Consider the following 24,231-nt stretch of genomic DNA (forward strand, 5'->3'; position numbering starts at 1 on the left):
GCGGTCAGATTTCGGGAAGCGCTTGCCCCGCAAAGCCCCAGCCGCGCAAGGCGGGCTGCGCGGCGCGGTCGATCAGCCTCTCGGCATCGGCGATCGAGAAGGGATGGGCATTGTCCATGCCATCCAGCTCGTCCCAGGTAATCGGCACGGCAACCGATGCCCCTTCGCGGGCGCGAGCAGAGTAAGGCAATACTGCCGTGCTGCCGCGCTGGTTGCGCAGCCAGTCGATGAAGATCCGGCCCTTGCGCTTGGCCTTGCTCATGGTGGCGGTGAAGCGCTCCGGCGCGGCCAGCGCCAAGGCCTCGGCAAAGCGGCGGGCAAAGTCCTTGTGCGTGTCCCAATCGTGGCCGGGCGTAAGCGGTACCACCACGTGTACGCCCTTGCCGCCCGACAGCATGGCAAAGCTGACCAGGCCGATGTCGGACAGATGACCGGCGATATCGTGGGCAGCGCGGCGCACTTGTGCGAAGTCGAGGCCCTCGTCGGGATCGAGATCGAAGATCATCCGGTCGGGCTGTTCCACCGCCTGCGCGCGGGCACCCCAGCCGTGAAATTCGATCGAGCCCATCTGCACGCAGGAAAGAAGTCCGGCGCTATCGGTAACGTAGAGGTAATCCTCTGTTCCACCGTCCTTTTCGGTGATGGGCACATGGTGGACATCGTCGCCGAACGAGCCGCTGTCATGCTTCTGGAAAAAGCACGCCTTGGCCCGCCCTTGCGGACAGCGCACCAGGCTGAGCGGGCGGTTGGCGGCAAAAGGCAGCATCAGCGGCGCGATGGCCTCGTAATAGTGCGCCAGATCGCCTTTGGTCTGCCCGCTTTCGGGGAACAGGACCCGATCGGGATGCGAGATCTTTACCGGGGCAGTTGGTGCGGCAAGGGGGGCAGGGCGTTCGGGCGTCACATTCTTGGCCTTTTTATCCTGCCGCAGCCCGACAAAGCTGGCATGGCGCACGCGGCCGTCGGCGGTGAACTGGGCAAACGCGATTTCGGCCACCAGCTTGGGCTTGATCCACTGCGCGCCGCGTGCCTCGGCAGCAGGGACCAGCGCCTCGGACTTGCCCTGCGCCAGCGGTGCCATCACTTCGGCCAGTGCCTGCAGCGTCTTGGCATCGAAGCCCGTGCCAACCTTGCCTTTGTAGACCAGCGCGCCGTTTTCCATCTGGCCCAGCAGCAGGGCGCCGAACGGCCGCGCCCGCGCCGGGCTTTTCGTCCAGCCCAGCACGACAAACTCCTGTCGCAGCGTGCATTTTACCTTGACCCACTGGCGGGTGCGGTCTCCGCGATAAGGCGCATCCACCCGCTTGGCGATGATGCCTTCCTGCCCGGCCTGGCACATCGCACCGAACAGTTTTTCGCCGGCGCCGATGACATGCTGGGCAACATGGAGCGGTGGCTGCGCCTGTGCCATCAGCGCTTCGAGGCGTTCCTTGCGCTCGATATTGGGCAGCGGCTTGAGATCATCGCCCGCCAGACGCAGCAGATCGAAGGCGAAATAGGCCAGCTTTGCGCTATGGCCCGACTTGAGAGCGGCCTGCAGCGTTGAGAAGCTGGGATTGCCCTGCGCGTCGAGTGCCACGGCTTCGCCATCGATCAGCGCGGGCGGAAGGTCGAGCGCGGCCAGGGCGTCGGCCAGCGGCTGAAACCGTTCGGTCCAGTCCAGCCCGGTGCGGGTCAGCAGCTTTACCTCGGCACCCTTGACCGCGGCGAGCAGGCGGTATCCGTCGAACTTGATTTCGTGCATCCAGTCGTTGCCGGTGGGCACGGCATCGACCAGCGTGGCAAGCTGCACCGGCTCGAACGCGGGCAGGCGGGCGGCAGTTTGGCGTTTTGCGCGGCGTTTGGGCTTTGCCGCGGCCGTGGCATTGTGGCGGGCCGCATGCTCCATCGCCTCGGCAAAGCGCTTGCCTTGCTTGCCGGCCAAGGACTGGCTGCCCTGCTTGTCGGCAGCGATCTGGGCCATGGAGCGGCCAGTCAGAACACTGGTCAGCCCGCGCTCCACCAGGTGTTCGCTGCTGCCGGCATGATCATCCGCCACTTTGCGCAGCAGCCAGTTCTCCCGCTTTTCCTTGCCGCGCGGCTTCATCCGCACGAGCAGCCACTCGCCGTTCATGCGCTCACCAAACAAGCGGAAATGCAGGTGGCCCTTTTCCAGGTCCTTGGCGCTCTTGCCTTCGACTGGTTCCCAGCGCCCCTGGTCCCACAGCATCACCGTGCCGCCGCCATACTCGCCCTTGGGTATGCTGCCTTCGAACCGCGCATAGGACATGGGATGGTCTTCGGTGCGCACGGCCAGGCGCTTGTCATCGGGGTTGAGGCTGGGGCCACGCGTCACCGCCCAGCTTTTCAGCACGCCATCGACTTCCAGCCGGAAATCCCAATGCAGGCGGGTGGCATCATGCTTTTGCACGACGAAGAGGTGGCCGTGCTCGCTGGGCTCTTCCACGCCCTTTGGCTCGGCCGTGCGGGTGAAATCGCGCTTGGCGTTATAGGGCGCAAGGGGATCGGCGCGGGCCACGAGACTATGCCTTCTTGCGACGGGCGGCAGGCTTGCGGGCCGGGTTTTTCGCGGTTTTTCGCGCGGGCTTGTCCTCTCCCACCGATTTCTTCAGGGCGGCCATCAGGTCGATCACATTGCTGCCATTGCCACCGGAATCGTCTTCGGCATCTTCGAGAATGCGCTTGCCCGTGCCCGCCTTGCGCTTCTTCTCGATCAGCCGGTGCAGCGCATCGACATAGCGATCGTGGAATTCGGCAGGCTTGAACGGTGCGGTCTTCTTTTCGATCAGCGTTGTGGCAAGGTTGATCAGATCCTCTGACGGTTCCGTCTCGGGGATGTCCTTGAAATAGCCCTGCGCGCGGTGAACCTCGTCGGCATAGCGGAGCACCTCCAGCACCAGCCCGCGCCCGCATGGTTTAAGCGACACCAGTTGCTCGCGCCCGCGCACCGACAACTGGCCAAGCCCTACGCGCCTGGTTTGCCGCAGGGCATCGCGCAGCACGCCATAGGCTTCTTCGGCAAGGTCGTCGGCCGGCACCACGAAATAGGGTTTTTCGTAATAGAGCACGTCGATCTCGGATGGCTCGACGAACTGTACCAGTTCTAGCGTCTTGCGGCTTTCCACCTGCGCCGCCGCGATCTCCTCGTCGTCGAGCAGAACATATTCGTCCTTGGATACCTCATAGCCGCGAATGATTTCATCGCGGTCTACCGGCCCCACCCCGGGCGCCACCTTTTCATAGCGGATGCGCTTGCCCGACGGCTCGTGGATCTGGTGAAAGCTAATCGCCGCGCCAGAGCGCGTGGCAGGATAAACCTCCACCGGAATGGAGACGAGCGCGAGCCGGATCTGTCCTTGCCAATAGGCGCGTGCGGGCATGGTGTACCTCCGCCTAGCAGAAGCGCCGGGCGTGGCAGGAGTTCCCCCGATGAACCTATGTCAAGATTGATGCCGGCATGCCGGCGAGCCACTCAAAAAGGCGCGCCACTAAATTTTCTGGGCCGCTCCAAGGTTAACGATAAATTTTTCATATCCCGTGCAGTGTCTGGCAGAGCCGACCAGGACGCCGACATCCGACGATGACGAACACGCTTTTCACGATCTATCTGTTCATCGTCGTCACGCTGGTCGCCAGCGCCGGGATGACCCTGTGGGAACGCAACGCGCAGCCTGCGCGCCGGCGGTTCCTGGGAACCTGCGCGGCCGGCTATGCCGTGCTGGCCACCGGCTGCGTGATCGCGACGACGCGCTCGCACATTCCCGGAATTACTGGCGCGGTGTTGAGCAACCTCGTCATGCTGTGCGGCTATATGGTCGTGCTTGATGCGGTGGCGGCTCTCGATGGGCGGCGGCACCGGGGCAAGTCGGCGCTGCTGCTGGGCGGTATGGCTGCGCTATGGGCCTGGGGCGGGGCGCAGTGGGCGGTGTGGACCTGGCTCTATGCCGCGGCGGTGCCGATCGCGATCGTGTGTCTTGCCACTACCTGGGAGGCATGGCGCAGCCCACCGTTGCGCACGCTGCGCTCGCGCAATGTGTTGATCGCTGTGACCGGGTTCCACGGTGTGGTTTATGCCGCGCGGGCACTCGTACTGCCGGGTGTAGTGGCGCGCTTTGGCCAGGGTGCCATCGAACTGTCGAGCACGGTGACGCTCTATACCGGCGTACTGTATTCAGTCGTGCTGCCGATGGTGATGCTGGCACTGGTGCGTGAAGAGGCCGATGCCGGCCTGGTGCGCCTGGCCACGACCGATCACCTCACCGAACTGGGCAACCGCCGCTGGTTTTTCAGCGAAGGCGCCGAGCTGATCGCGGCCGCGCCCGGCGACCTGGCGCTGCTGGCCTTCGATATCGATCATTTCAAGTCGATCAACGATCGCTTTGGCCACGCGACGGGTGACAAGGTGCTGAAATCCTTTGCCCTGATCCTGCGCGATGTGGTGGGCCCGCATGCCCTGCTGGCGCGCATCGGCGGGGAGGAATTTGCCATCATGCTGCCCGGGTACGACGGCCAGGGCGCGCGTCGCGTTGGCCAGGCGGTGATCGACCGCTTTGCCGACAGCGCCGTGCTGTGCCGCAGCGGCGTCGCTGTCAGCGCGACGGTGAGCGTGGGGCTGGCCGAACTGGGCAACACCGGCCGCGATGTGGCAACCTTGCTCGGCCTGGCCGACCGCGCGCTTTATGCCGCCAAGACTCTGGGCCGCAATCGCTTGGAACCCGCGCTGGTCGCGCTGGTGCAACCGGCCATGGCAGTGGCCTGATCCCTCGGTTCAATCGGGCTTGCAGCGTGGTTCTGGGCCGCATGCCAGACCAGCGCCAGATATGTATTGATTAATCACCAACCTTCCTCCACAACGGCGGTGAAGGCGCAAGACTGCCATGGCAGCGGCGCAGCACGAGACAAGCGCGGCGCGATGCCGGGCGGAGGAGAGCGATGCGCAACGATGAAGACGAGCGGCTGTTGTCGCCAGGATATGGCCGCACTTTCATCGCCATGAGTTTCCTGGTGGCGACGTTCAACTTCGCCGACCGTTCGGTCTTTGCTGTCACCGCGCAGGCGATCAAGAGCGACCTGGCGCTCAGCGATTTTCAGCTTGGCATTCTCCAGGGCTTGTCGTTCGCAGTGCTCTATGCGCTGCTCGGCGTGCCGATCGGCCGGCTTGCGGAACGCCGATCGCGCCTGGGCATCATCACCGCCGCCATCGTGTTCTGGTCGGGCATGACGATGGCCTGTGCCGCGGCCGGCAGCTTTGTCCAGATGATGCTGTGCCGCATTGGCGTGGGCATGGGCGAGGCAGGATCGCAGCCGGCGACCTCGTCGCTCGTTGGCGATCTCTTTCCCCGGCAGCGGCGCGCGTCGGTCATGGGGCTGATCCTCCTCGGGTCTCCGATCGGTACGTTTATCGGCGCTTCGGCGGGCGGCGCGGTGGCGGGGCTGTGGGGCTGGCGCACCGCATTCGTGGTGATGGGCCTGCCGGGGCTGCTGATAGGCCTGCTCGTCGTGCTGCTGCTGCGCGAACCGCGCCGCGGGCTGGCCGATGGCCTTGGCGCAACGCCGCGCCCGGCGCCCGATTTTCGCGCGTTCCTCAAGGTGGTGGGGCGCAAGCCGGCGCTGGTCTACGTGATCGCCGGCGGCGCGCTGGCGGGTTTTGGGATGAGTTCGATCTCGCAGTTCCTGGCCGTGTTCCTCAGCCGTGCCTATGATCTGCCGGCGCGCACGGCCGGCACGCTCTATGGCACGATTTCGGCACTGGCGCTGGGCAGCGGGCTGCTGATCGGGTCGTTCGGCACCGACTGGCTGGCGCGGCGGGGTGATGGACGCTGGCCGGCCTGGGGCGCGGCGATCGGCCTGCTCATCGCGCCGTTCTCCTATTGGATTGCGCTCAATGCCGCCTCGCCGGTTACCGGCACGGTGCTGTTGATCATCTCGGGCTGCTTCCTGCTGCTGTATTACGGCCCGACAACGGGCATGATCCAGAACCTGCTGGAGCCGCGCATGCGCGCCACCGGGGCGGCGGTGTTCGGCATGTTCTATACCCTGGTTGGCTATGGCGGTGGCCCCACGTTCGTGGGCTGGATGAGCGACTGGTTTGCCACGCGAGCCTATGGCGCGGCCGATTATCTCGCGCGGTGCCCTGCTGCGCGGCCCGGTATGGGGGCGCTTGATGCCGCGCACCAGGCCTGCGCGGTGGCCTCGGCCAGCGGGTTGCGGTCCGCACTGATGGCGTCGGTGTGCGTGTTCTTTGTCGCTGCGGCCATGTTCCTGCTGGCCGCGCGCACCCTGCGCCAGGACTATTTCGTGGCGGAGCCGGCGGCATGAGCGCGGATCTGCGTGCCTGGTTCGAGGGCTATATCGCCGCGTTCAACCGCAACGATTTTGACGGCTTCGGCGCCTATTATGCGCCGGACGTGGTCTTTGCCGGCCAGGCTGCCCAGGTGGTGGGGCGCGCGGCGGTGCTTGATTTCTATCGCACTGTGAAAGCGCACCTTGATGAAACGCTGGACCTGTTGACGTTTGTCGGCGCGCCGGACGGCAGCCGGATTGCTGCCGAACTGCGCACGAGCCTGGTAGCGCGTCGCGACTGGCCCGAGATGCCGACCGGCGCCATGCGCGCGGGCGATCGCCGGGAGAGCGTTAACTTCGTGATCTATGATATTGAAGACGGACACTTTGTCCGCGTGCGATCGGCGCGCTTTGGCAGGGGCACAGCATGACGCCCGAGGCCCGCCTTGCCGCCTATATCGATGCGTTCAACCGCAGCGATTATGATGCCTTGTGCGATTTCTATGCGCCCGATGTGCGGCTGGTGATCGGCAACGGCACCCAGTTGGTGGGCCGCGAGGCGATCGTGGCGTTCTATCGCCCGATCAAGCAGCAGACCCAGCGCACCATCACCGTGCGGCAATGCTTTCACGATGGCCAGGTGCTGGCGGCAGAGCTGGAATCCGAATTCCTGGCGCTGACCGACCTGCCGGAATTTGCTGCCGGGCCGATGCGGCGCGGTGATCGGCGCTATCTCAACAGCCTGGTATTCTATGATTTTGCCGGGCTGCATTACACCCGCATTCGCGCGGCGGTGCTCAAGCGGGCTTATCGCCCCGTGGCGTGAGCCTTGCTGCCCGGCCAGGGAAAGCCATCGGCCGGTTCGGTGCTGGGCGCGGCCGGCGCGAATGAGCCCGCACGGTTGACGTCACCTCCCAGATAGCGCGTGACTGTGGGATAGGCATAAAGCGGCCGTTCGCGCAGCGCACCATCGGCGAGGCGCGCCACCGCCGGCACTGCATCGGGCACATTCCCTTGTTCGACCCATTGCACCATCGCCCCCAGGAAATCCTGCTCATAGGGCACATAGCCGCCCTGGCAGTGATAGCCGCCGGGCACCAGGAACAGCCGGGCGAACGCGCGCGTGGTGGCAAGGCCGCCCATGGTGTCGCGCACGGCCTGATAGTAATCAAGCATGCCGCGCGCGCCGGCGGCATTGTCGGCCAGGCCCTGCCACAGGATCAGCTTGCCGCCATGGGCGCGAAAGTGGGTGAGATCAGGATCGGTGGCATCGAACGGCGCCCCGGCGGTAAGCAGCCGGGCGAGGCTGGCACGGGTGAAGCGCCAATCGCGCCAGGTGAAGTTTTCCGGCAGTGCATCTGGCAGCAGCAGCCGCGAAAGAAACGCTTCGGCGGCAAACTTGCCGGTCTGCGTGGCAGCGCCCGGACCGACCCAGCCCAGTTCGCTGCCATAAGGCGCGCCACCTGGAAACAACGCCGTACCATCGGGCGCAGTTGGCCCCTGGTAATAGGCCCGCGCGGCATCGACTTGGGCCGTGTTGAGGCAATCGCTGCCGTCCTTGTCAGGGCAATGCAGCGTAGCCGGATCGAAATGGCAGCGGCGCGGATCGTCGATCTGGCCATCGCGAATGCCGTCCAGCGCGTCACAGTCGGTGATCACCGCCTGGTGGAGCAGGGCGACTGCGGCGGGGGTGAAGACCTCATGCCCGGCCGCGTCGAGCCCGTGCTGCGCTTCCCACAGGAACAGTTGCATTGCTGCAGGCATGGAGACCGAGGAACCGGCAACAATGCCGTCGAAATCGTCGGGGTAGCGTTGCGCGTCCATCAAGGCCTCGCGTCCGCCGCCCGAGCAGCCGACGAAATAGCTGGCCGTGGGCGCGCTGCCGTAAAACCGTGTGACGATTGCCTTGGCGGCCATCGCCGTGGCGTGGGTTGCCTTGTGGGCAAACTGCATCCGCAATTCCGGATCACTGGCCCAGGTGGCATCACCGATACCGGCCCCGAAATGGCCGCCGTTGTCAAAGGCGACGGCAAAGCCACCGTCGGCGAGATGGGCGTTGCTGCATGACGGCACGATGGTGTTGCCGATCACGCCACACATGCCGCCGCATCCGCCCTGAAGATAGCGGCTGCGATAGCCCGCCAGCGGCAGGCGCAAGACGAACTGGGTTTGTGGCGCGGCATAGCCGGTGACGATGCAGGTGGCATTTTGTTCGCTGGCACTGATCACGCGATAGGCGATCGGGCCGGCTCGCGCGGTTATGGGCGTGACCAGCGCGGCGCAGGGAAGCACGGGTGCCTGCGCGGCTCTTTCCGGCAGAGCGAGCAGCGGGGCAGCGGGGGCAGCGGGGGCAGCGTTGGCCGTGGCGGTGCAGAGCATGCCCAGCAAGAGACCGAATGCGAGTGCAAGGCCGCGCATCATGCGGCGTACCGTGCGATCAGCGCCTGTTCGGCGCCCAGCGGATCGGCGCGCGCGCCCGATAATGCCGCGAAGACCATGGTTTCCCGCTGGGGCAGCCGATAGGCGGGCCAATGCGGAACACCCGCACCGTTGGGATCGCCATGGCGGGCAAAGCGCGTCCATGCCGCGCTCATGGTGTCGGCAAGCGGTTGCGCAGCGGCAAAATCGGGGCCGATCGCGCCGGGTGCGCGCGCCAGGGTATCGAACACCAGCGGCAGATCGAGGCCGTGCGGGCTGCGCATGCGGCCACCCTGCGGCTTGACCGGCCAATCGAGCAGATAGGCAAAGACCGGCGCGCGGCCGAGCGCGGCATGGCGATCGGCGGCGATGCGGGCATTGCGGCCCATGCCAAGCTCGGTCGTGATGGCGAAATAGGCGTCACTTGCGCTGGCGCCGGGATGAAGCGCGCGAAAGCCGGCGATCAGGCCTGCCGCGTCGTGGACGCTGGCGGGAAGCATGGCCGGCAAGCCCGGCCAATCGAGCGTGAAAGCGCTGGGCGGGGGAAACAACCCGGTGGTTTCCGTGGCAGTATGGCCGACAAGCAGGGGAACATCGGGCGCCACCGGCGGTGCGCCGGGGCCAAAGGGGGTGTGGGGCACGACGGTGCCATCGGCCACCACGCCCGGCCCGCGGGTGGGGTCACCGCCAGTTACCTGGGCGATGGCATCGAGCAGGCGTTTCGCCGGCACCTGGCGCAAGGCATCGAGCGCGGTTGGCGCCAGGCCGAGCGCGGCCATGATCGCACGGGTCTGGCGTTCCGCGTCATCGGGCGCGATGGTATAGGTGCCAAACCCGCTTTGCAGGATCGCGCGCTGAAACAGGCCGCGTGCCGCTGGCATCGCCAGCAGCGCCGCCACCTTTGATCCCCCGCCTGATTGCCCGAAGATCGTGACCCGGCCAGGATCGCCACCGAACGCGGCGATATTGGCGCGCACCCAGCGCAGCGCGGCGACAAGATCGAGCTGGCCGACATTCGATACCGCCGTGCCGGACTTGGCGAGATCCCCGAAATGGAGGTAGCCAAACGCATTGAGGCGGTGATTGACCGAGACCACTACCACATCGCGGCGCTGACACAGCCGCAGCCCATCGTTGACCGGCGCATCGCCGGCACCCAGTGCAAAGCCGCCGCCATGGATCCACACCATCACCGGGCGGCGCTGTCCATCGTTCACGCCCGGCGTCCAGACATTGAGGACCAGGCAGTTTTCGCTTTGCCGCGCGCCTGTTTCGGCAGGGGCGCCGGGTGGAGCAAGCTGCGGGCAGCGATCGCCGAACGCCAGCGCGTCGCGCACCCCGGACCAGCGTGGTGGCGGCACGGGCGGCAGGAACCGTCGCGCGCCACCCGTGTCGGCGCCATAGGGCAAGCTGCGAAAGACATGCACGCCCTGCTCGATCGATCCGCGCACCAGCCCGCTGGTAGTGCGCACCACGCCGCCCTCTGCAGCACGGCTGCCCGGGGCCAGGCACAGTGCGCCGCCGGCGGCAAGCGTGGCGCCCAGCACGGTCCGCCGGTTGACAGGGGTGGTTAGCGCGGCGTTGTCAGCCATGGCAGGCACTCCGTAAACAGGGCTGGTGGAAGCCCGCTCGCTGGCCGGCCTCCATTTGCCACGATCGGCAGGGTCGGTCAGAAGTTGTAGCGTACGCCCACGCGGTAGCGCCGGCCGATCACGTCGTAATAGACCGAGTTGTTGTTGCCGTTCCACAAGGGCGGCGGCATCACATCGAACAGATTGGTGACGTTGCCATAGACCTGGAGCGTGCGCGGCCCGTTTTTGATTAGATCGATACTGGCGCCGATATTGGTGTAAAACCGTGATGGCACGCGGTTGATGTTGATGCTGTTGACCAGATTGACGCTATAGCCTGGGTCTTCCGGCCCGATCAGCGACGCATCGTATTTGCCGCCCGAGATGAAATGCCCCTGCAGGTTGAGCGTCAGGCGGCGCAGCGTCAGCGAGGCGAACCCGTCAACCACCCAGGATGGCACCCCGTTGAGGCCGTTGTCGCCAGCCCGGTTGACCGGCGTGGTCGTGCCCGGCATCAGCACCGCGCTGTTGGTCAGCTTGATGGTGTGCGTGGCGAGGCCGCGCAGATCGAGCGACGAATCCGCGCCCAGGTTGGTGTGATAGCTGGCTTCGAAATCCAGTCCTTTGAGATCCTGGCGGTTGAGATTGAGATAGAGCACCGACACCGACTGGAGAATACCGCTGGAATTGCGTGTCACCAAGCCACAGATATCGGCGGCGCCAGTGGTGTTGCAGGTATTGACGATGACCTGCGCGCCCAGCGTGGCGATCGCGTCGCGGATGCTGATCTTGTAGTAATCCGCTGAAAGCCGCAGCCCGCGCAGCGCTCCGCCGGGTTGCAGCGTGATCCCGGTGGTGAAAGTGCGGGCCTTTTCCGGGCGCAGGTTGATGTTGCCGCCGGTGTAGATCGTGGCGAAAACTTGCGAGCCGGTCTTGGTATCGGACAGCGCGCCCACGCCCGTGACCGGGGTGGTGAACAGTTCGGCCGTGTTGGGCGCGCGGATATCCTGCGATTCCGTCACCCGCAGCAGCACCCCATCGATCGGCGCATAGGTGCCACCGATCTTCCACGTGGTGGCGTTGAAGCTGTTGGATACTGTCAGGTTGGCGGTGTTGTAATGCGTGCGGCGGATCGCGCCGTTCAGATCAAGGCTGCGGCCGAGCGGGCTGTCCTTGAGCAGCGGCAAGCCCGCTTCGACATAGCCCTCGATCACGTTGACGTGGCCGCGCGTGGGCGTGGCGTTGTAGACGTAAAAGCCATTGGCGGCCGAGATCGGGTCGACGGTGATCGACAGCTGATCGCGCCGCGCTTCCACCCCGGTGGCGAGCGTCATCGGCCCGGCCCAGCCTTCGAACAGCGTGCCATGCACGTTTCCGGCGCCCGCCCACTGGCTGAACCGCGTGTGCTGATAGGTCGTGCCAAAGGCATAGGCCTTGGCCTCGGGCGAGAACTGCCCCTGGCCCAGGATATCGAGCGGCCGGCACGCCGTGTTGGGATCGGTGAGGGCGACGCGGCAGATCGGCTTGCCCGTGACGGGATCGGCCACGGCATCGATCGCCTTGGCATAGTTGGCCGTGATGCGATCGTTGACCGTGGACTGGGTATAATCGGTCACGCCATACTGGACATAGCCATCCCATGCCCAGGTGCCACCGAGCTTGCCGTTGGCGCCGGTGACGATGCGGAAGGTGTCGCGCTTGGACACACTGTCCATCTGCCCGAAATCGGTGCCGAGCTTGCCGATGACGAGGCCGGTAATCCCGTTGGCCTGCATCGTCTGCTTGATCGCGTTGGGCAGGAACGGATTGTCGATCCTGATCAGGCTGCCGTTGCCAGGGAAACCGCCATCGCGCACTTCGGGCCCGCTGGTATATCCGGCGACATGGCCATAGCTCATGTCGATGAAGCCCGTGAAAGCGGGCGAGGCTTCGTATTCGAAATGGCCGAACGCGTTGTAGCGCGTGACCGGGATCGACAGCGCGGGATCGCCGAAGAAGCTGTTGAGGCCGGCACCTGTGCCGCCCTCCATGAACAAGGCCCCGGCGTTCTGGCCATAGGAGAATGGCACGGGGTTGCCATTGGCATCGAACTGCAAACCGCCGAGCGGTCCACCGCGCGCGGCCGAGCGCGTGCCGGCAGCATTGACGACGCCGGTGATCAACCCGCCCGGCGTGAGCGTGGCGGTGTGCACGTTATAGGCAATGTTGTTGGCCGGCCGCCCGTTGACACCAGCGGTCTGGGTCAGATTGCCCACCTCGTTCGAGCAGTTGGTGCGGGTGTAGCATCCGCCCACGCCCAGATCCTTGTCATATTCCGCGCCGAACACGGCGTGGCCGCGGCCGTCGGCAAAGCTGGTACCAGCGGCGATCTGGGCCACGTAGTTGTTGCCATCGCCGCGATCGGTCACACCATATTCGAAATTGCTGCGCACCCCTTCGAGATGCTTGTTGAGGATGATGTTGATCACCCCCGAAACCGCGTCGGAGCCATAGGCGGCAGAGGCGCCGCCGGTGACGATATCGGCGCGTTCGATCAGCAGCGTGGGGATCAGGTTGAGATCGACCGTGCCGGTGGACGTGCTGGGGGCAAAGCGCCGGCTGTCGACCAGCACCAGCGTGCGGCTTTGGCCAAGACCGCGCAGATCGGCGATGCGGGCGCCCGCATTGACCGGGCTGATATTGGACCCCACGGTCGAATTCGATGGCGAGGACGATGCGCGGAACGAGGGCAGCGTGGCCAGGGCTTCGCCAATGTTGGTCGAGCCCATCTTTTGCAGCCGCTCGGTGCCCAGCGTGGTAACCGGCGTGGGCGCGTTAAACGAGGAGTTGGCAAGGCGCGAACCGGTGACGATGATCGCCTGCTCTTCGGCGCGTTCGGCCCCAGCGGGCTGATCAGCGGGCAGATCGGCGGAGGGGGCCGGCGTTGCGGCGGGGGCCTCTTGCGCCGCGGCGCATGATGGGAGCGCGGCAAGGCCAAGCGCGGCACTGGCGAGCAGCCTGGCGTGGCGGGCGGAAGCGTTGGCAGTCTTACCCTTCATGATGGCGTCCTCTCTCGTTCCCCGATTGCAGGTTCGGGGTTTATGGTTCTGATGATGGAATTCGTGCGGGGGGTGGTGGCTGGGCGCCTGGATCACCGCACGAGGTAATAGCGAAACAGCGAATGGTCGGGCGGATCGCTGGGCGACACGTGCGGCCGCCGCGCGCCGACCCCAACCAGCACGCTGCGGTTGAGCCATTCGTGCGGCCCGGTCGGCGCGCGGAAATAGGGCGTGCAGCGGAAATAGCGCGGGATCGGTGGTGCATCCTCGGCCATGCCGGGAAGCCGCAGCGGTCCGTGCACATAGCCACGGTTGTGGATGTAGATATGGGCGCCGTCATCGGCCTCGATCATGTAGTGGGCGTTCAATTCAACCACGCCGTCGGCGCGCACGATCGGCCAATCGGCGCCGCTGAAATCGACCAGCCGGCCGTTGAGCCGTGGCCCCGACACGATGCAGTCTGCGCCGACCGAGGTGTAGCCGGCGCTGGCTCCGCCCGAAATCGGCCAGACCCAGCGCTTGTCGAAATTGATGCGGATATCGAAGGCGTGCTCGGCATGCAGCGCAAGATCGTCGGCGTGGTCCATGACCTAGTCCTCCCTGGCCGGAACAACCGGCAGCAGCAGGTGCGATGGGTGTGCCGCGCCCAGGTGCAGCACGTGGCGCCCGGCATTGCGGGTCTGCTCGTGCCGGGCAAAAGGCAGGCCGGGCAGGCCTTTGTCGGGAATGTCACGCCCCTGGATCACCAGGCGCAGGCTTTCCCCGGCGGCAAAGCGGGTGGACGACGGCCAGATCTCGATATCGACCGGCACGATTTCACCGGGGCACAGGCGCTGCTCGGCCGTATGCGGATGAAACGGCTGTAGCGGGGTGCTGCGCTGTGGATCGGTGGCGCGATGGCTGGCGCGCAACCAGCCCAGGGCAACCGGCCCGTCTTCGAAAAAGGCGTAGAAGGTCTGCCCCACAGGCGCGCCGGTGGCATCATGCTTTTGCAGGGCAACGAACAGGTCCATGTCGTCGGCGCCCTCGGCCTCCACCCGCAGGCGCAAGGCGGCATGGCCGGTGATCTCGGTATCCTGGGCAAAGCGGTGCTCGAACACGGCGCTGCCGGTTTGTGCGTCATAGGCCGTTTTGCCTGCCTCTTGCGGTGCGGCCAGGTGCAGTCCACCGTCGGTGCCTAGCCACAGCGGCGTCGGCTCGATGCGGGCCAGCGGCCATTCGGCCTCGTCGCGCCACTCGGCAATATCGTGGCGATCGCGCACTTCGATGCGCACGCGCGGCCAGGCCGCCAGGCTGGTTGCGCGGCCAAGCAGGAAGTGATCGAAGAACGCTTCGCGCCCGGCCTGACTCTCGGGCCGGTAATAGTTGGCCCACTTCTTTTGACCATGCACGGTCAGCCATTTTTGCGGGCTGGCCATGGCCTTGAACGCTTCGAGCGTGCCACGGGTGTGCAGCCCCTGGTCCGACCAGCTTGCCACGACCCAGGCAGGGGTGCGGATCGCGCCGAGGTCGATTTCCTTGCCCTGCCAGAACGCATCGTGGAGCGGGTGGGCCTGGGCATTGGCCCAGGTGTCTTCGGTTTGGCCCAGCGAATAGGCGATGTTGTCCGACGCGCGGGGCAGGAACCCGGTTTCGAGAATGCCGCCGTGATAGGCGAATTCGCGATACCAGTCGGTAAAGCCTTCCCACGGATTGATCGCTGCCAGCGCGGGCGGGGCCAGCGCCGCAACCCAGAACTGGATCGCGGCGAGATAGGAGACCCCGGTCATCCCGATCTTGCCGTTGGACCAGGGCTGCTCTGCCAGCCAGGCGATGGTATCGGCGCAGTCCTGCGCCTCTACCGCGCCATTGTGGTGGAAATCCCCTTCGGAAAGCCAGGCGCCCCGCGGATCGACTACTGCCACGGCATAGCCGCGTGGGCACCAGGCGAGGGGATCGGCGCCTTCGAACGGCGTCAGCGGTGAAAGCCAGGCGGGATCGACGCCGGAATGGGGCCAGAACACCCGGTTGCTGCGGGCGTGCTTGCCATAAGGGCTCCAAGACAGCAGGCAGGGCAGGTCTGCCAGGCCCGCCGTTCCTGCCGGGCGATAGATGTCTGCATAGATGCGCACGCCATCGCGCAGTGGGATCGCCACGTTGCGTTCGATCACCAGCCCGGCATCATGCTCTATCGCATGGTCGCGCGGCGGCAGGGGCGGCTTGCCCGGCGCGCTATGGGGATCCTTGCCGGGGCGCATGAGCGGGGCGAACGCGGGCGCAACCATCACAGCACCACGAAGTAGTGAATGCGGTTGGCGTTGGGGATCTTTTCCGCCACGCCGATGAACACGTGCTGGCTCATCCAGGCATGAGGCCCCTCGGGCGCTTCGAACCGGGGTGCCACGCGCATGTAGTAATCGTCGGTGCCCACGTCCTCGTTGCGAGCCATGCGCGCCGCTATTTCGGGGCTGCGCGCCCAGCGATAACCGCGGTTCTGCATATAGATCACCGCGCCATCATCGGCTTCGAGCAAGTAGCGCGCATCGAAATCGATCACGCCGTTGGGGCGCTGCAACGGGAAATCGCCACCCGACATCGGGATCACCCGGCCGTTGAGGCGTGGCCCCTCGATCGTGCCCTTGGCCGCATAGATCGCCGCGCGGGTATCGCCAATGGCGGAGGGTTCGATCCAGCGCAGACCGGCGAGATCGATCGAGATGGTAAAGGCAAATTCGCAGCGCGGCGCGAACGGATGGTCGGACGCAAGGGGGTGCGCCGACACCGGGGGGTGTGCCGGCGCAGGGGGGTGGGATTCGGCCAAGCGATCCTCTCCTGAATAGTTTTGCGAGTTGTTGATTTCTCACTATGTCAGATGTTGATACATCCACAAGTCTGGCATGACAAGGGGCATTCTTTTGGCTATGGCGATGGGCATGGACACGGACAGCGCCAGTGAAAATCCCAGCCACGCGCGCGTCGCGGATGACAGTTCCCTCGTGCCGGGCCAGAGTGACGGGCACGCGATGCTGGCCGCGTCAGAGCGGCGCTGGCAGCTGTTCGGGCTGAGCCATCTGCCCTATCGGGTCCTGCTGCTGGCCAAGATGATCGACCGCGTCACCTCGCAACACGTGCGCGACCGCGCGGCCATGTCGCTGGCGGAATGGCGCGTCATCTCCCACGTCGAACTGATGAAGCAATGCAGCGCCGCCGAAATTGCCGAGGCGGCATTTGTTGATCGTTCCGAGGTGAGCCGCGCGGTTGCCGCGCTCGAGTCGCGCAAGCTGATCCAGCGCGATCCCAACCCGCGCAACCGCAAGAGCAGCCTGATCTCGCTGACGCCGGAAGGAAAGGCGATCTACGCCATGGTGCGTGAAGAACGCACCCATATGTACGAGGAATGGCTGGAAGACCTGTCGAGCGAAGACCGCGCCCAACTCGACACCGCACTGCGCACGGTGATGCGCCGGATTGTGCTGTCAAACCCGGATGCGCTGAAGGCGTGAAGCCAGCGACATCGCGGTTTCATGCGGTCGTTTCGACCTGGCCATAGGCCTATCCAATGGCATCAGAGGTAAAATGTATTTCTGGCTGATAGCGCGCTGCCGTATCGCGGGCCGATAAGGCGGTGCAGGAGAGGATGCATGCGGGCGATTATCCGTCATTCCGGCAGGTATGAGTCCGAGCGTCGCTACGTTCTCCCAATGCTCCAATACATTCAGAACGCTGAGCTGCGGCGCGCTACGACGCGGCTTGCCAGCGCAAGGAACAGAATGATGCGCAAGGTAATTCTGGCCAAAACTCTCGCGGTCGTGGTTTGCGCGGCGATGGCGGGCAGCGCTGTTGCCTCCACCAAGCCGGCAACAGCGGCGGCGGCCAGCACCGCCCCCGCGCAAGCGCCAGATGGGCTGTTGCTGCTCGGGACGGCAGGCGGCCCCCTGGCGCGCGCGGATCGCGCTGGCATTGCCACGCTGCTGACGATTGGCAGCCGGAATTATCTCGTCGATGCGGGCGAAGGAGTGGTGCATCAACTGGGCAAGGCAGGAATGCAGGCTCCTGCAGCGCCGATCGTTTTCCTCACCCACTTGCACGATGATCACTATGCCGGGCTGCCAGGGCTGGCATCTTTCAGCTATACGCTGCGCGCGCCACGTCTTGATGTCTATGGCCCGGCTGGCACCGTCGATTTGGTCGGGGGTGTAGCCCAGGTCATGGTTCCCAACGCTCGCATCCGCATGGCTGAGCAGGGATTGAAACACACCCCCGCAGAGTTCGTGGTGGCCCATGAATATGGGGCGGGCACCATCTTCGACGATGGCAACGTGCGCGTGTCGGCCGTGGTCAACACGCACTTTGACTTTCCTGACGGAAGCCCGGCGGCGGTCAACAAGTCATATTCTTTGCGCTTTGACGCAAAGGGGCACTCGATCGTGTTCACCGGCGATACCGGTCCCTCTCAAGCAGTGGCGACGCTGGCCAAAGGCGCCGACGTTCTGGTTTCGGAAATGGCCTCGCACGCTGATCGTGCGGCGGTGCCGCCGTTTGTGCGACCGCATATGGACCGCGAACATCTCTCGCCGCTGGAAGTGGGCAAGCTGGCCGCAGCGGCAGGAGTAAAGACCCTGGTCCTCACGCATATTGGCGTCACCGATCCGTCGGACGTCGCTGAAATTCGCAGCGTTTTCAAAGGGCGGATCATCGTGGGTGCAGACCTGACCAAAGTTGCGCTTTGATCGGTTTCCACCGGCGAATTACCCACGCTTCTGCCATTTCACCGGGATGCGCAGATACGTAACGCCGTTCGCGTCGGCCGGTTGGAATTGGCCGGCCCGAATATTGACCTGAATCGAGGGGAGTAGCAGCTTGGGGACCGACAGCCCGGCGTCACGCTGCTCCCGCATGGCGACGAAATCGTCCTCGCTCACGCCGTCGTGAACGTGGATGCTGGATCGGTGCTGTTCGCCCACGGTCGTTTCCCAGCGATAGTCTTGCCGGCCGGGCGCCTTGTAATCGTGGCACAGGAACAGCCGCGTCGCATCGGGCAGGGCCAGCAGACGGCGGATTGAGCGATAGAGCGTGCGGGCGTCTCCGCCCGGGAAATCGGCGCGTGCGGTGCCATAGTCGGGCATGAACAGCGTATCGCCCACGAATGCTGCATCGCCAATGCGATAGGCCACGTCGGCCGGCGTGTGGCCGGGCACATGCAGCACCGCAACCTCCAGTTCCCCGATGGCAAAGCGGTCACCATCCGCGAACAGCCGATCGAAATCCGAACCGTCGGTCTTAAGATCGTCCATGGCGAACACGGGGCGAAAGATCGTCTGCACGTCGCGAATATGCGCCCCGATCCCGGTCCAGGCGCCGGTATGCGCCTTGATGAACGGTGCCGCCGACAGATGATCAGCGTGGGCGTGCGTTTCCAGCACCATGGCGATCCGCCAATCATGCGCCTGGGCGAAGGCCAGGATCTGCGCGGCCGAGCGCGTGTCGGCGATTCCGCCAGCCATGTCGAAGTCGAGCACGGGGTCGATCACCGCCGCTGTGCGCGTAGCCGGGTCTGCAACCAGGTAGCTGATCGTGTTGGTCGGTTCGTCGAAGAACGCCTGGATAAAGGGCTGTGCCATCATTTCCTCCGTTAGCCCTTGCTAATATATTGGGAGATGCTACTTTAGCAATATCTAATGGAACGGCGCTGATGCTCAAACCCGCAATGGATCTGGCGACGTTCGAGACCAAGGCCAGGCCAGTCGTCGATACGCTCGGGGCGCTCGGCAATGCACGCCGGCTGATGCTGCAAGGAGTGATGCGATGACGCTTGCCAACCTTTCCCCCCTAGATGCCCGCGCCGCGATCGATACTGGCGCGCGTCTGATCGATGTGCGCGGCGCCGATGAACACGCGCGCGAGCGTATTCCCGGTGCCGTCAACATCCCGCTGGACCGCATCGGCGATCTGCCGCGGGACGATCGGCCAGTCGTGTTCCACTGCAAGTCAGCAATGCGGACTGCCGCCAATGCAGCCCAGCTCGCCGCCGCAGCCGGGGGCGCGCCTGCCTTCATTCTTGGCGGCGGGATCGACGCCTGGCGGCAGGCTGGCCACCCTACGGTGATCGACCGGGCGCAGCCGCTGGAGATCATGCGCCAGGTGCAGATTACCGCGGGCGCGCTGGTGCTGGCCGGGGTGCTGCTTGGCGGGCTCGTCGCGCCGGGCTTTTTCGCGCTGTCGGCGTTCGTGGGCGCAGGGCTGATGTTTGCCGGCGTGACGGGATGGTGCGGCATGGCCCATCTGCTGCGGGTGATGCCATGGAACCGGCGGGCTGGTGTCTTGCGGTGATCATGCACTCCGCCACTGTCCTCGCAGCGCTCCTGTCGGGCGGCGTGATCGGTCTGATCCTTGGCCTGGTCGGGGGAGGGGGATCGATTCTGGCCGTGCCGCTGTTGGTCTATGTCGTGCGGATTGGTTCGCCGCACGCCGCCATCGGCACCGCCGCTGTCGCTGTCACCGTCAATGCGCTGGCCAGTTTGGTCGGTCATGCGCGCGGCGGGCGTGTGAAGTGGCGCTGTGCCAGCGTCTTTGCCCTGTCGGGCATGGCTGGCGCGGCATTGGGTGCCGAACTGGGCAAGGCTGTTGACGGCAAACGGTTGCTGGTGCTGTTCGGGCTGTTGATGATCGGCGTGGGCCTGTTGATGTTGCGCAAGCGGCGTGGGCAGGAGGCGCCCGACGTGCGGCTGACCCTCGAAAGCGCGGCAAAGCTGTTGCCGCGCCTGGTTCCGATTGGCTTTGCGGTTGGCCTGGCTGCAGGTTTTTTTGGCATTGGCGGCGGGTTTCTGATCGTGCCGGGGCTGATTCTGGCCACCGCCATGCCGCTGCCGCTTGCCATCGGCACGTCGCTCGCCGTGGTCAGCGCGCTGGGCTTCACCACTGCGGCATCCTACGCCATGTCAGGGCTGGTGGATTGGAACGTGACGGCATTGCTGATTGCCGGTGGCGTCATCGGTACGATGGCGGGCATCGCGCTCGGCAAGATCATCGGTACGCACAAGGGGCTGCTAGAGCGCGGGTTTGCCGCCGTGGTCATCGCGGTGGGCACCTATGTGACGCTGTCCTCGCTCTGACCGGCGCTGTTCCATAGCGGTTCGCACCATCGCATTTTGCCCGTCGATTTTGGGCCAAAGCGCGATGACCTTCGGCAATAGCGGTAGCAGGCGTTCTGGCTGGTCCGTACACTGGCTCGCCTGAAATCGGAGCCAACTGCCATGATCAGACGCACCGTTGCGGCCATGCTGGCATCGGGCATGGCCTTGTTCATCGTTGCGCTGGTGATGGCGGCGCACGCCCGGCCGGCTGCCGATGCGGCTATCGCCTTTGCAGGGCGCGGCAGTGCCATCTTGGTTGCTGGCGCGGCCGGACTGCTTTTCGTGCAGGCGCTCAGAACGCGCAGTCGATCGTCGTGACGCGTCTGCAGTCCCGTGTGGCCGGGGCAGGCACTGCCTGGTACACGCGCGGTGTGGAACTGGCCGCATGAGCATTCTCGAGCGCGCCGAATACCTCTTCCATGGCACGGCGGCACGGGGAAGGGCTGACGAATTTCAACCCGTGCGCTGGTGGTTGACCGAGACGGACTGGCACCGGCTGCTGGCCGAGCGGGCCAAGCTCGAGATCATGCCCGGCTATGCGCTGATGCGACGGCTGTTCGGCCTGCCAATCGCGATCGACTATTACAACCAGGGCTCGCGCCTGGTCACCCGGGACGGCACGGCAATCCTGTTCTGGCCCGTCGCCAGTTCGTGAAAGAACCGCTGGTGCCTGGGGGCAACTGCTGTAGTCCAGCTCATGTATCTGAACAGGCTGACTTTATGCGTGATGCGGCACTGCTTGGAATCGGGATCAGCCGCCGGTCGAAGGAATCGCGAAGCCTGCTCCCAGTCAATTGAGGGCTGGCTTTCGACGGTGTTGCCAAGCAGCCACAGCTGAAAATCTCTTGCGGGCGCTCCAATGAGCCTCTGGATCATCACTATAATATGTTATATAACATAACTTGATGGCGCGAAACGCGTTGCAGGTTTGGAGAGGGAAAATGACTGCATATCGAGTGAAACCTTGGCTGGCGTGCGCTTTGCTGGGCACCTCGGCCCTTTGCAAGATCCCGGCGTTCGCTGCCGACGCGCCGGAGCAGCCAGCCGCTGCGCCGGCTTCCGCTGCCCCGAGCGATCCCGACGTCAAGGACATCGTCGTCACCGCGCAGCGCCGTCGTGAAAGCGTGCAGAGCGTCAATATCGCGGTGACCGCACTTTCGGGCGACGCCCTGACCGAAAAGCGCGTGACCCGTGCGCTGGATTTGCAGACCGCCGCGCCCGGCATTACCATTTCGCGTTCCGGCATCACCGACAGCTTCAACATTCGCGGCATCGGGCTTGCTTCCGCTTCGCCGCAGGTAACCAACGGCGTCGCCACCTATATCGATGGCGTGTTCCAGACCCCGATCGTGTCAAACGGGCAGTTCTACGACATGGCTGGCGCGGAAGTGCTGCGCGGGCCGCAGGGCACGCTGTCGGGTGCCAATTCCACCGGTGGCGCCGTCTACCTCACCACGCAGCGTCCGCAGCTGGGCAAGCTGGGTGGCTATGCCAGCGCCAATTACGGCAATTACAACAATGCCGGCATCAACGGCGCGCTGAACCTGCCGGTGGGTGATAACTTCGCCATCCGTGCTTCTGGCCTGTTCAATCGCCATGATGCCTGGTTCAAGGATATCGGGCCGGCCAAGAACCAGCCAGAACGGCTCAACGAAATCGATGGCCGCGTGCAGGCGCTGTGGAAGCTTGGCGGGTTTCAGGCCAACTTGAAGGTTGAGGCGGTGCAGCGTCGCACCGGCGGTTTTGCGCTGCAGCCGATCAACACCACGCTGGCCAACAATCCCTATGTCGTGGGCCGCACCAACACGCCCTGGACGGTGAGCTATGACTCGCCGGTCGCCAACTTCGAGCGTGCCTTCACCACGATGCTGGAAGCGAAGTACCAGTTCGATGGCGGGCTGACGCTGCGCTCGGTCACGGCCTATCAGAACAAGCGCCTGGCGGCTGTGTCGGAAACCGACGCCACCTCGATCAACCCCACCAACTGGGCCAGCTATCCCGCACTGGCTGCGCTGGGCAAGGTGCAGAACCAGGTGGTTGGCGCCAACAACGTGCGCGAGCGCGTTTACAGCCAGGAAATCAACATCATCTCGCCCGACAGCGGCGCATTCAAGTATGTGCTGGGCGGCTATGCGCAGCGCAACAAGATTGATCTGCGCAACTGGAACAGCACCAATGGCGCGTTCACCACGCTGCCCCAGCCGATGACCAACAAGGTGTTGCTGGGCGTATTCGGGCAGGCCAGCTATCAGTTGGCGCCCAAGTTCTCGGTCGATGCCGGTTTGCGCTATTCGCATTTCCACGTCGATGGCTTTGGGGCGGTCTATCGCGCCGCGCCGGGCTCCACCATCACCCAGGTGATGACGGTGCCGCCGGTCGGTGCCTCGGTGCTGGTGCCGCAGACCGGCAACGAGGGCGATGGCCGCATGACCGGCAAGCTCGCGCTCAACTTCAAGCCCGATGCCGACAACCTGCTGTTCGTCTTTGCCGCGCGCGGTTACAAGAATGGCGGCATCAACCCGCCGGGCGGCAGCTTCCGCCCGGAAACGGTGTGGGACTATGAAGCGGGCTGGAAATCCAGCTTCTTCGACCGCCGGTTGAAGACGCAGATCGGCGCGTTCTACATGAAGTACAACAACTTCCAGATGGACGTGATCAATCCGCTGTCGGGCCAGAGCGGCGTGGTCAATCTCGCCAACTCCGACATCAAGGGGTTTGAGGCCAGCTTCCAGGGCAAGTTCGATGCCCTGTCGGTAGATGGCGGCCTGTCGTTCGTCGACAGTTCGCTCAGCGCGCTCTCGCTCGTCAACAAGTGGGCGATCCCGGCTGGTGTAAGCACGCCGCAATGCAATCCGGCAGGCACGCCGGGCACGGTCGGCAACGGCTGCTTCAACTATGTGATCACGAGCACGTCGGGCGGGCCGAACCTCTACAGCCCGAAGTGGACGTGGAACGTGTCAGCCGCCTATCGCATCGACCTGGGTGGTGAACGCACGCTGACCCCGCGCCTGGGCTATGCCTACATCGGGTCGCAGTGGGCCTATCCCACCTATCAGGCGGCTACCGACCTGATCGCGGCGCGCGGGTTGCTCCAGGGCAGCATCACGCTCGACATGGGTGGCTTCAAGGCCGAGGTCTATGGCACCAACTTGGCCAACAAGTTCTATGTCGCCGGGCAGAACGGCAAGAACGAACTCTATGGCGCGCCGCGCGAATATGGCGTGCGCTTCAGCAAGACGTTCTGATGGTGCGTCTCTTCCCGGCGGGGCGCTTGCCCTGCCGGGAAAGCATCATGGCGGGCACCACAATGCCCGCAGCAAAGGCACCAGTTCGGCCTTGAGATGCTCTGGCACCGCGGCATAGATGCGCGCTTCATGGGCGGAAAATTCTGCCACGATGCGTTCGGCCAGGTTTGTTCCGGCTGGGCTGAGGTGCAAAGTCTGGATGCGGCCGCGGCCCGGCCCGGTCACGACCAGTCCCCGTTCCACAAAGCGGCGGATGATCGGGTTGAGATTGGGGCGCTTGATCGACAGCAGGCGCCCGCATTCGGCTTGTGACAGTCCTGGATTGCGGCCGATCAGCACCAGGATCGAGGCTTCCGATACGCCCACGCCCATGGGTTCGAGATGCTGCGAAAGTTGGGCCAGGCGGCTGCTGGCGGCGCGGCGCAGAAGATAGCCGGGATAGGCAAGAAACGGATTGTCCATGGAAATGTCCATCTCGATCTGATGCCGCCTGGGCAAGCGGAGCGGCGGAATTTGCCCCGCACAAGGCATGTTATTTAGCATAACGCGATGGCGATCAAGCACC

At 64.9% G+C, this 24,231-nt stretch carries 21 protein-coding genes; 11 read left to right on the plus strand and 10 right to left on the minus strand.

Going from position 1 to position 24,231, the window contains the following annotated elements; genetic code table 11:
• Positions 1-4 precede the first annotated feature (4 nt).
• A complete protein-coding gene (gene ligD, locus FHW97_RS05875; protein WP_171798360.1) occupies positions 5-2,518 on the minus strand; it encodes a DNA ligase D in 2,514 nt (837 codons plus the stop codon).
• 4 nt (positions 2,519-2,522) lie between these two features.
• On the minus strand, positions 2,523-3,380 hold the full coding sequence (locus FHW97_RS05880; protein ID WP_171798361.1) for a Ku protein: 858 nt from the start codon (positions 3,378-3,380) through the stop codon (positions 2,523-2,525).
• A gap of 200 nt (positions 3,381-3,580) precedes the next feature.
• On the opposite strand from FHW97_RS05880, the gene FHW97_RS05885 reads away from it, so the two are divergent.
• The 4 genes from FHW97_RS05885 (at position 3,581) to FHW97_RS05900 (ending at position 7,108) form a co-directional block, all read left to right on the plus strand.
• A complete protein-coding gene (locus FHW97_RS05885; protein ID WP_171798362.1) occupies positions 3,581-4,759 on the plus strand; it encodes a diguanylate cyclase in 1,179 nt (392 codons plus the stop codon).
• A 173-nt stretch (positions 4,760-4,932) separates the two neighbouring features.
• Positions 4,933-6,318, plus strand: a complete 1,386-nt coding sequence (locus FHW97_RS05890) for an MFS transporter (RefSeq protein ID WP_107718392.1) — start codon at positions 4,933-4,935, stop codon at positions 6,316-6,318.
• The gene (locus FHW97_RS05895) at positions 6,315-6,713 is read left to right on the plus strand and encodes a nuclear transport factor 2 family protein (protein WP_171798363.1); all 399 of its coding nucleotides are present in this window, start codon (positions 6,315-6,317) and stop codon (positions 6,711-6,713) included. Before FHW97_RS05890 ends, FHW97_RS05895 begins: the two co-directional genes overlap by 4 nt.
• Positions 6,710-7,108: a nuclear transport factor 2 family protein gene (locus tag FHW97_RS05900; RefSeq protein ID WP_171798364.1), complete on the plus strand. Its 399-nt coding sequence runs from the start codon at positions 6,710-6,712 to the stop codon at positions 7,106-7,108. The genes FHW97_RS05895 and FHW97_RS05900 overlap by 4 nt, the downstream gene beginning before the upstream one ends.
• Here FHW97_RS05900 and FHW97_RS05905 read toward each other — a convergent pair.
• The 6 genes from FHW97_RS05905 to FHW97_RS05930 all read right to left on the minus strand — a co-directional run bounded on the left by FHW97_RS05905 (position 7,090) and on the right by FHW97_RS05930 (position 16,070).
• Positions 7,090-8,703 (minus strand): tannase/feruloyl esterase family alpha/beta hydrolase, encoded by a 1,614-nt coding sequence (locus tag FHW97_RS05905; protein ID WP_171798365.1) that lies wholly within the window; start codon positions 8,701-8,703, stop codon positions 7,090-7,092. The two genes, FHW97_RS05900 and FHW97_RS05905, sit on opposite strands and share 19 nt — an antisense overlap.
• On the minus strand, positions 8,700-10,292 hold the full coding sequence (locus FHW97_RS05910; RefSeq protein ID WP_171798366.1) for a carboxylesterase/lipase family protein: 1,593 nt from the start codon (positions 10,290-10,292) through the stop codon (positions 8,700-8,702). The genes FHW97_RS05905 and FHW97_RS05910 overlap by 4 nt, the downstream gene beginning before the upstream one ends.
• A gap of 77 nt (positions 10,293-10,369) precedes the next feature.
• Complete coding sequence (locus tag FHW97_RS05915; RefSeq protein ID WP_171798367.1) at positions 10,370-13,309, minus strand: TonB-dependent receptor domain-containing protein; 2,940 nt, start codon at positions 13,307-13,309, stop codon at positions 10,370-10,372.
• Between the two features lie 92 nt (positions 13,310-13,401).
• Positions 13,402-13,896, minus strand: a complete 495-nt coding sequence (locus FHW97_RS05920; protein WP_171798368.1) for a DUF3237 domain-containing protein — start codon at positions 13,894-13,896, stop codon at positions 13,402-13,404.
• Between the two features lie 3 nt (positions 13,897-13,899).
• On the minus strand, positions 13,900-15,573 hold the full coding sequence (locus tag FHW97_RS05925; RefSeq protein ID WP_171798369.1) for a CocE/NonD family hydrolase: 1,674 nt from the start codon (positions 15,571-15,573) through the stop codon (positions 13,900-13,902).
• Complete coding sequence (locus FHW97_RS05930) at positions 15,573-16,070, minus strand: DUF3237 family protein (RefSeq protein ID WP_054131201.1); 498 nt, start codon at positions 16,068-16,070, stop codon at positions 15,573-15,575. Before FHW97_RS05930 ends, FHW97_RS05925 begins: the two co-directional genes overlap by 1 nt.
• Positions 16,071-16,221: 151 nt before the next feature.
• On the opposite strand from FHW97_RS05930, the gene FHW97_RS05935 reads away from it, so the two are divergent.
• Both FHW97_RS05935 and FHW97_RS05940 read left to right on the plus strand, forming a co-directional pair.
• Entirely contained in the window at positions 16,222-16,791 is a 570-nt protein-coding gene (locus FHW97_RS05935; protein ID WP_171798370.1) for a MarR family winged helix-turn-helix transcriptional regulator, read from the plus strand.
• A gap of 138 nt (positions 16,792-16,929) precedes the next feature.
• Positions 16,930-18,018, plus strand: a complete 1,089-nt coding sequence (locus FHW97_RS05940) for an MBL fold metallo-hydrolase (protein ID WP_171798371.1) — start codon at positions 16,930-16,932, stop codon at positions 18,016-18,018.
• 18 nt (positions 18,019-18,036) lie between these two features.
• Here the strand turns inward: FHW97_RS05940 and FHW97_RS05945 are convergent, their stop codons facing one another.
• Complete coding sequence (locus FHW97_RS05945; RefSeq protein ID WP_171798372.1) at positions 18,037-18,909, minus strand: MBL fold metallo-hydrolase; 873 nt, start codon at positions 18,907-18,909, stop codon at positions 18,037-18,039.
• A 184-nt stretch (positions 18,910-19,093) separates the two neighbouring features.
• Between FHW97_RS05945 and FHW97_RS05955 the strand changes: the two genes are divergently transcribed.
• The 5 genes from FHW97_RS05955 to FHW97_RS05975 all read left to right on the plus strand — a co-directional run bounded on the left by FHW97_RS05955 (position 19,094) and on the right by FHW97_RS05975 (position 23,666).
• Positions 19,094-19,618 carry a rhodanese family protein gene (locus FHW97_RS05955; protein WP_171798373.1) on the plus strand — a complete coding sequence of 175 codons (525 nt, stop codon included), beginning with the start codon at positions 19,094-19,096 and terminating at the stop codon, positions 19,616-19,618.
• Positions 19,619-19,620: 2 nt separating this feature from the next.
• Positions 19,621-20,400, plus strand: a complete 780-nt coding sequence (locus FHW97_RS05960) for a sulfite exporter TauE/SafE family protein (RefSeq protein ID WP_171798374.1) — start codon at positions 19,621-19,623, stop codon at positions 20,398-20,400.
• Between the two features lie 141 nt (positions 20,401-20,541).
• On the plus strand, positions 20,542-20,739 hold the full coding sequence (locus FHW97_RS05965) for a hypothetical protein (protein WP_171798375.1): 198 nt from the start codon (positions 20,542-20,544) through the stop codon (positions 20,737-20,739).
• A 67-nt stretch (positions 20,740-20,806) separates the two neighbouring features.
• The gene (locus FHW97_RS05970) at positions 20,807-21,076 is read left to right on the plus strand and encodes a hypothetical protein (protein WP_022676576.1); all 270 of its coding nucleotides are present in this window, start codon (positions 20,807-20,809) and stop codon (positions 21,074-21,076) included.
• Between the two features lie 286 nt (positions 21,077-21,362).
• Complete coding sequence (locus FHW97_RS05975) at positions 21,363-23,666, plus strand: TonB-dependent receptor (RefSeq protein ID WP_171798376.1); 2,304 nt, start codon at positions 21,363-21,365, stop codon at positions 23,664-23,666.
• Positions 23,667-23,711: 45 nt separating this feature from the next.
• Here the strand turns inward: FHW97_RS05975 and FHW97_RS05980 are convergent, their stop codons facing one another.
• Positions 23,712-24,128, minus strand: coding sequence for a MarR family winged helix-turn-helix transcriptional regulator (locus FHW97_RS05980; RefSeq protein ID WP_171798377.1), 417 nt, complete (start codon positions 24,126-24,128; stop codon positions 23,712-23,714).
• Positions 24,129-24,231: the final 103 nt, after the last annotated feature.

The organism is Novosphingobium sp. SG754 (assembly GCF_013149315.1).
Classification (GTDB): Bacteria; Pseudomonadota; Alphaproteobacteria; order Sphingomonadales; family Sphingomonadaceae; genus Novosphingobium; species Novosphingobium capsulatum.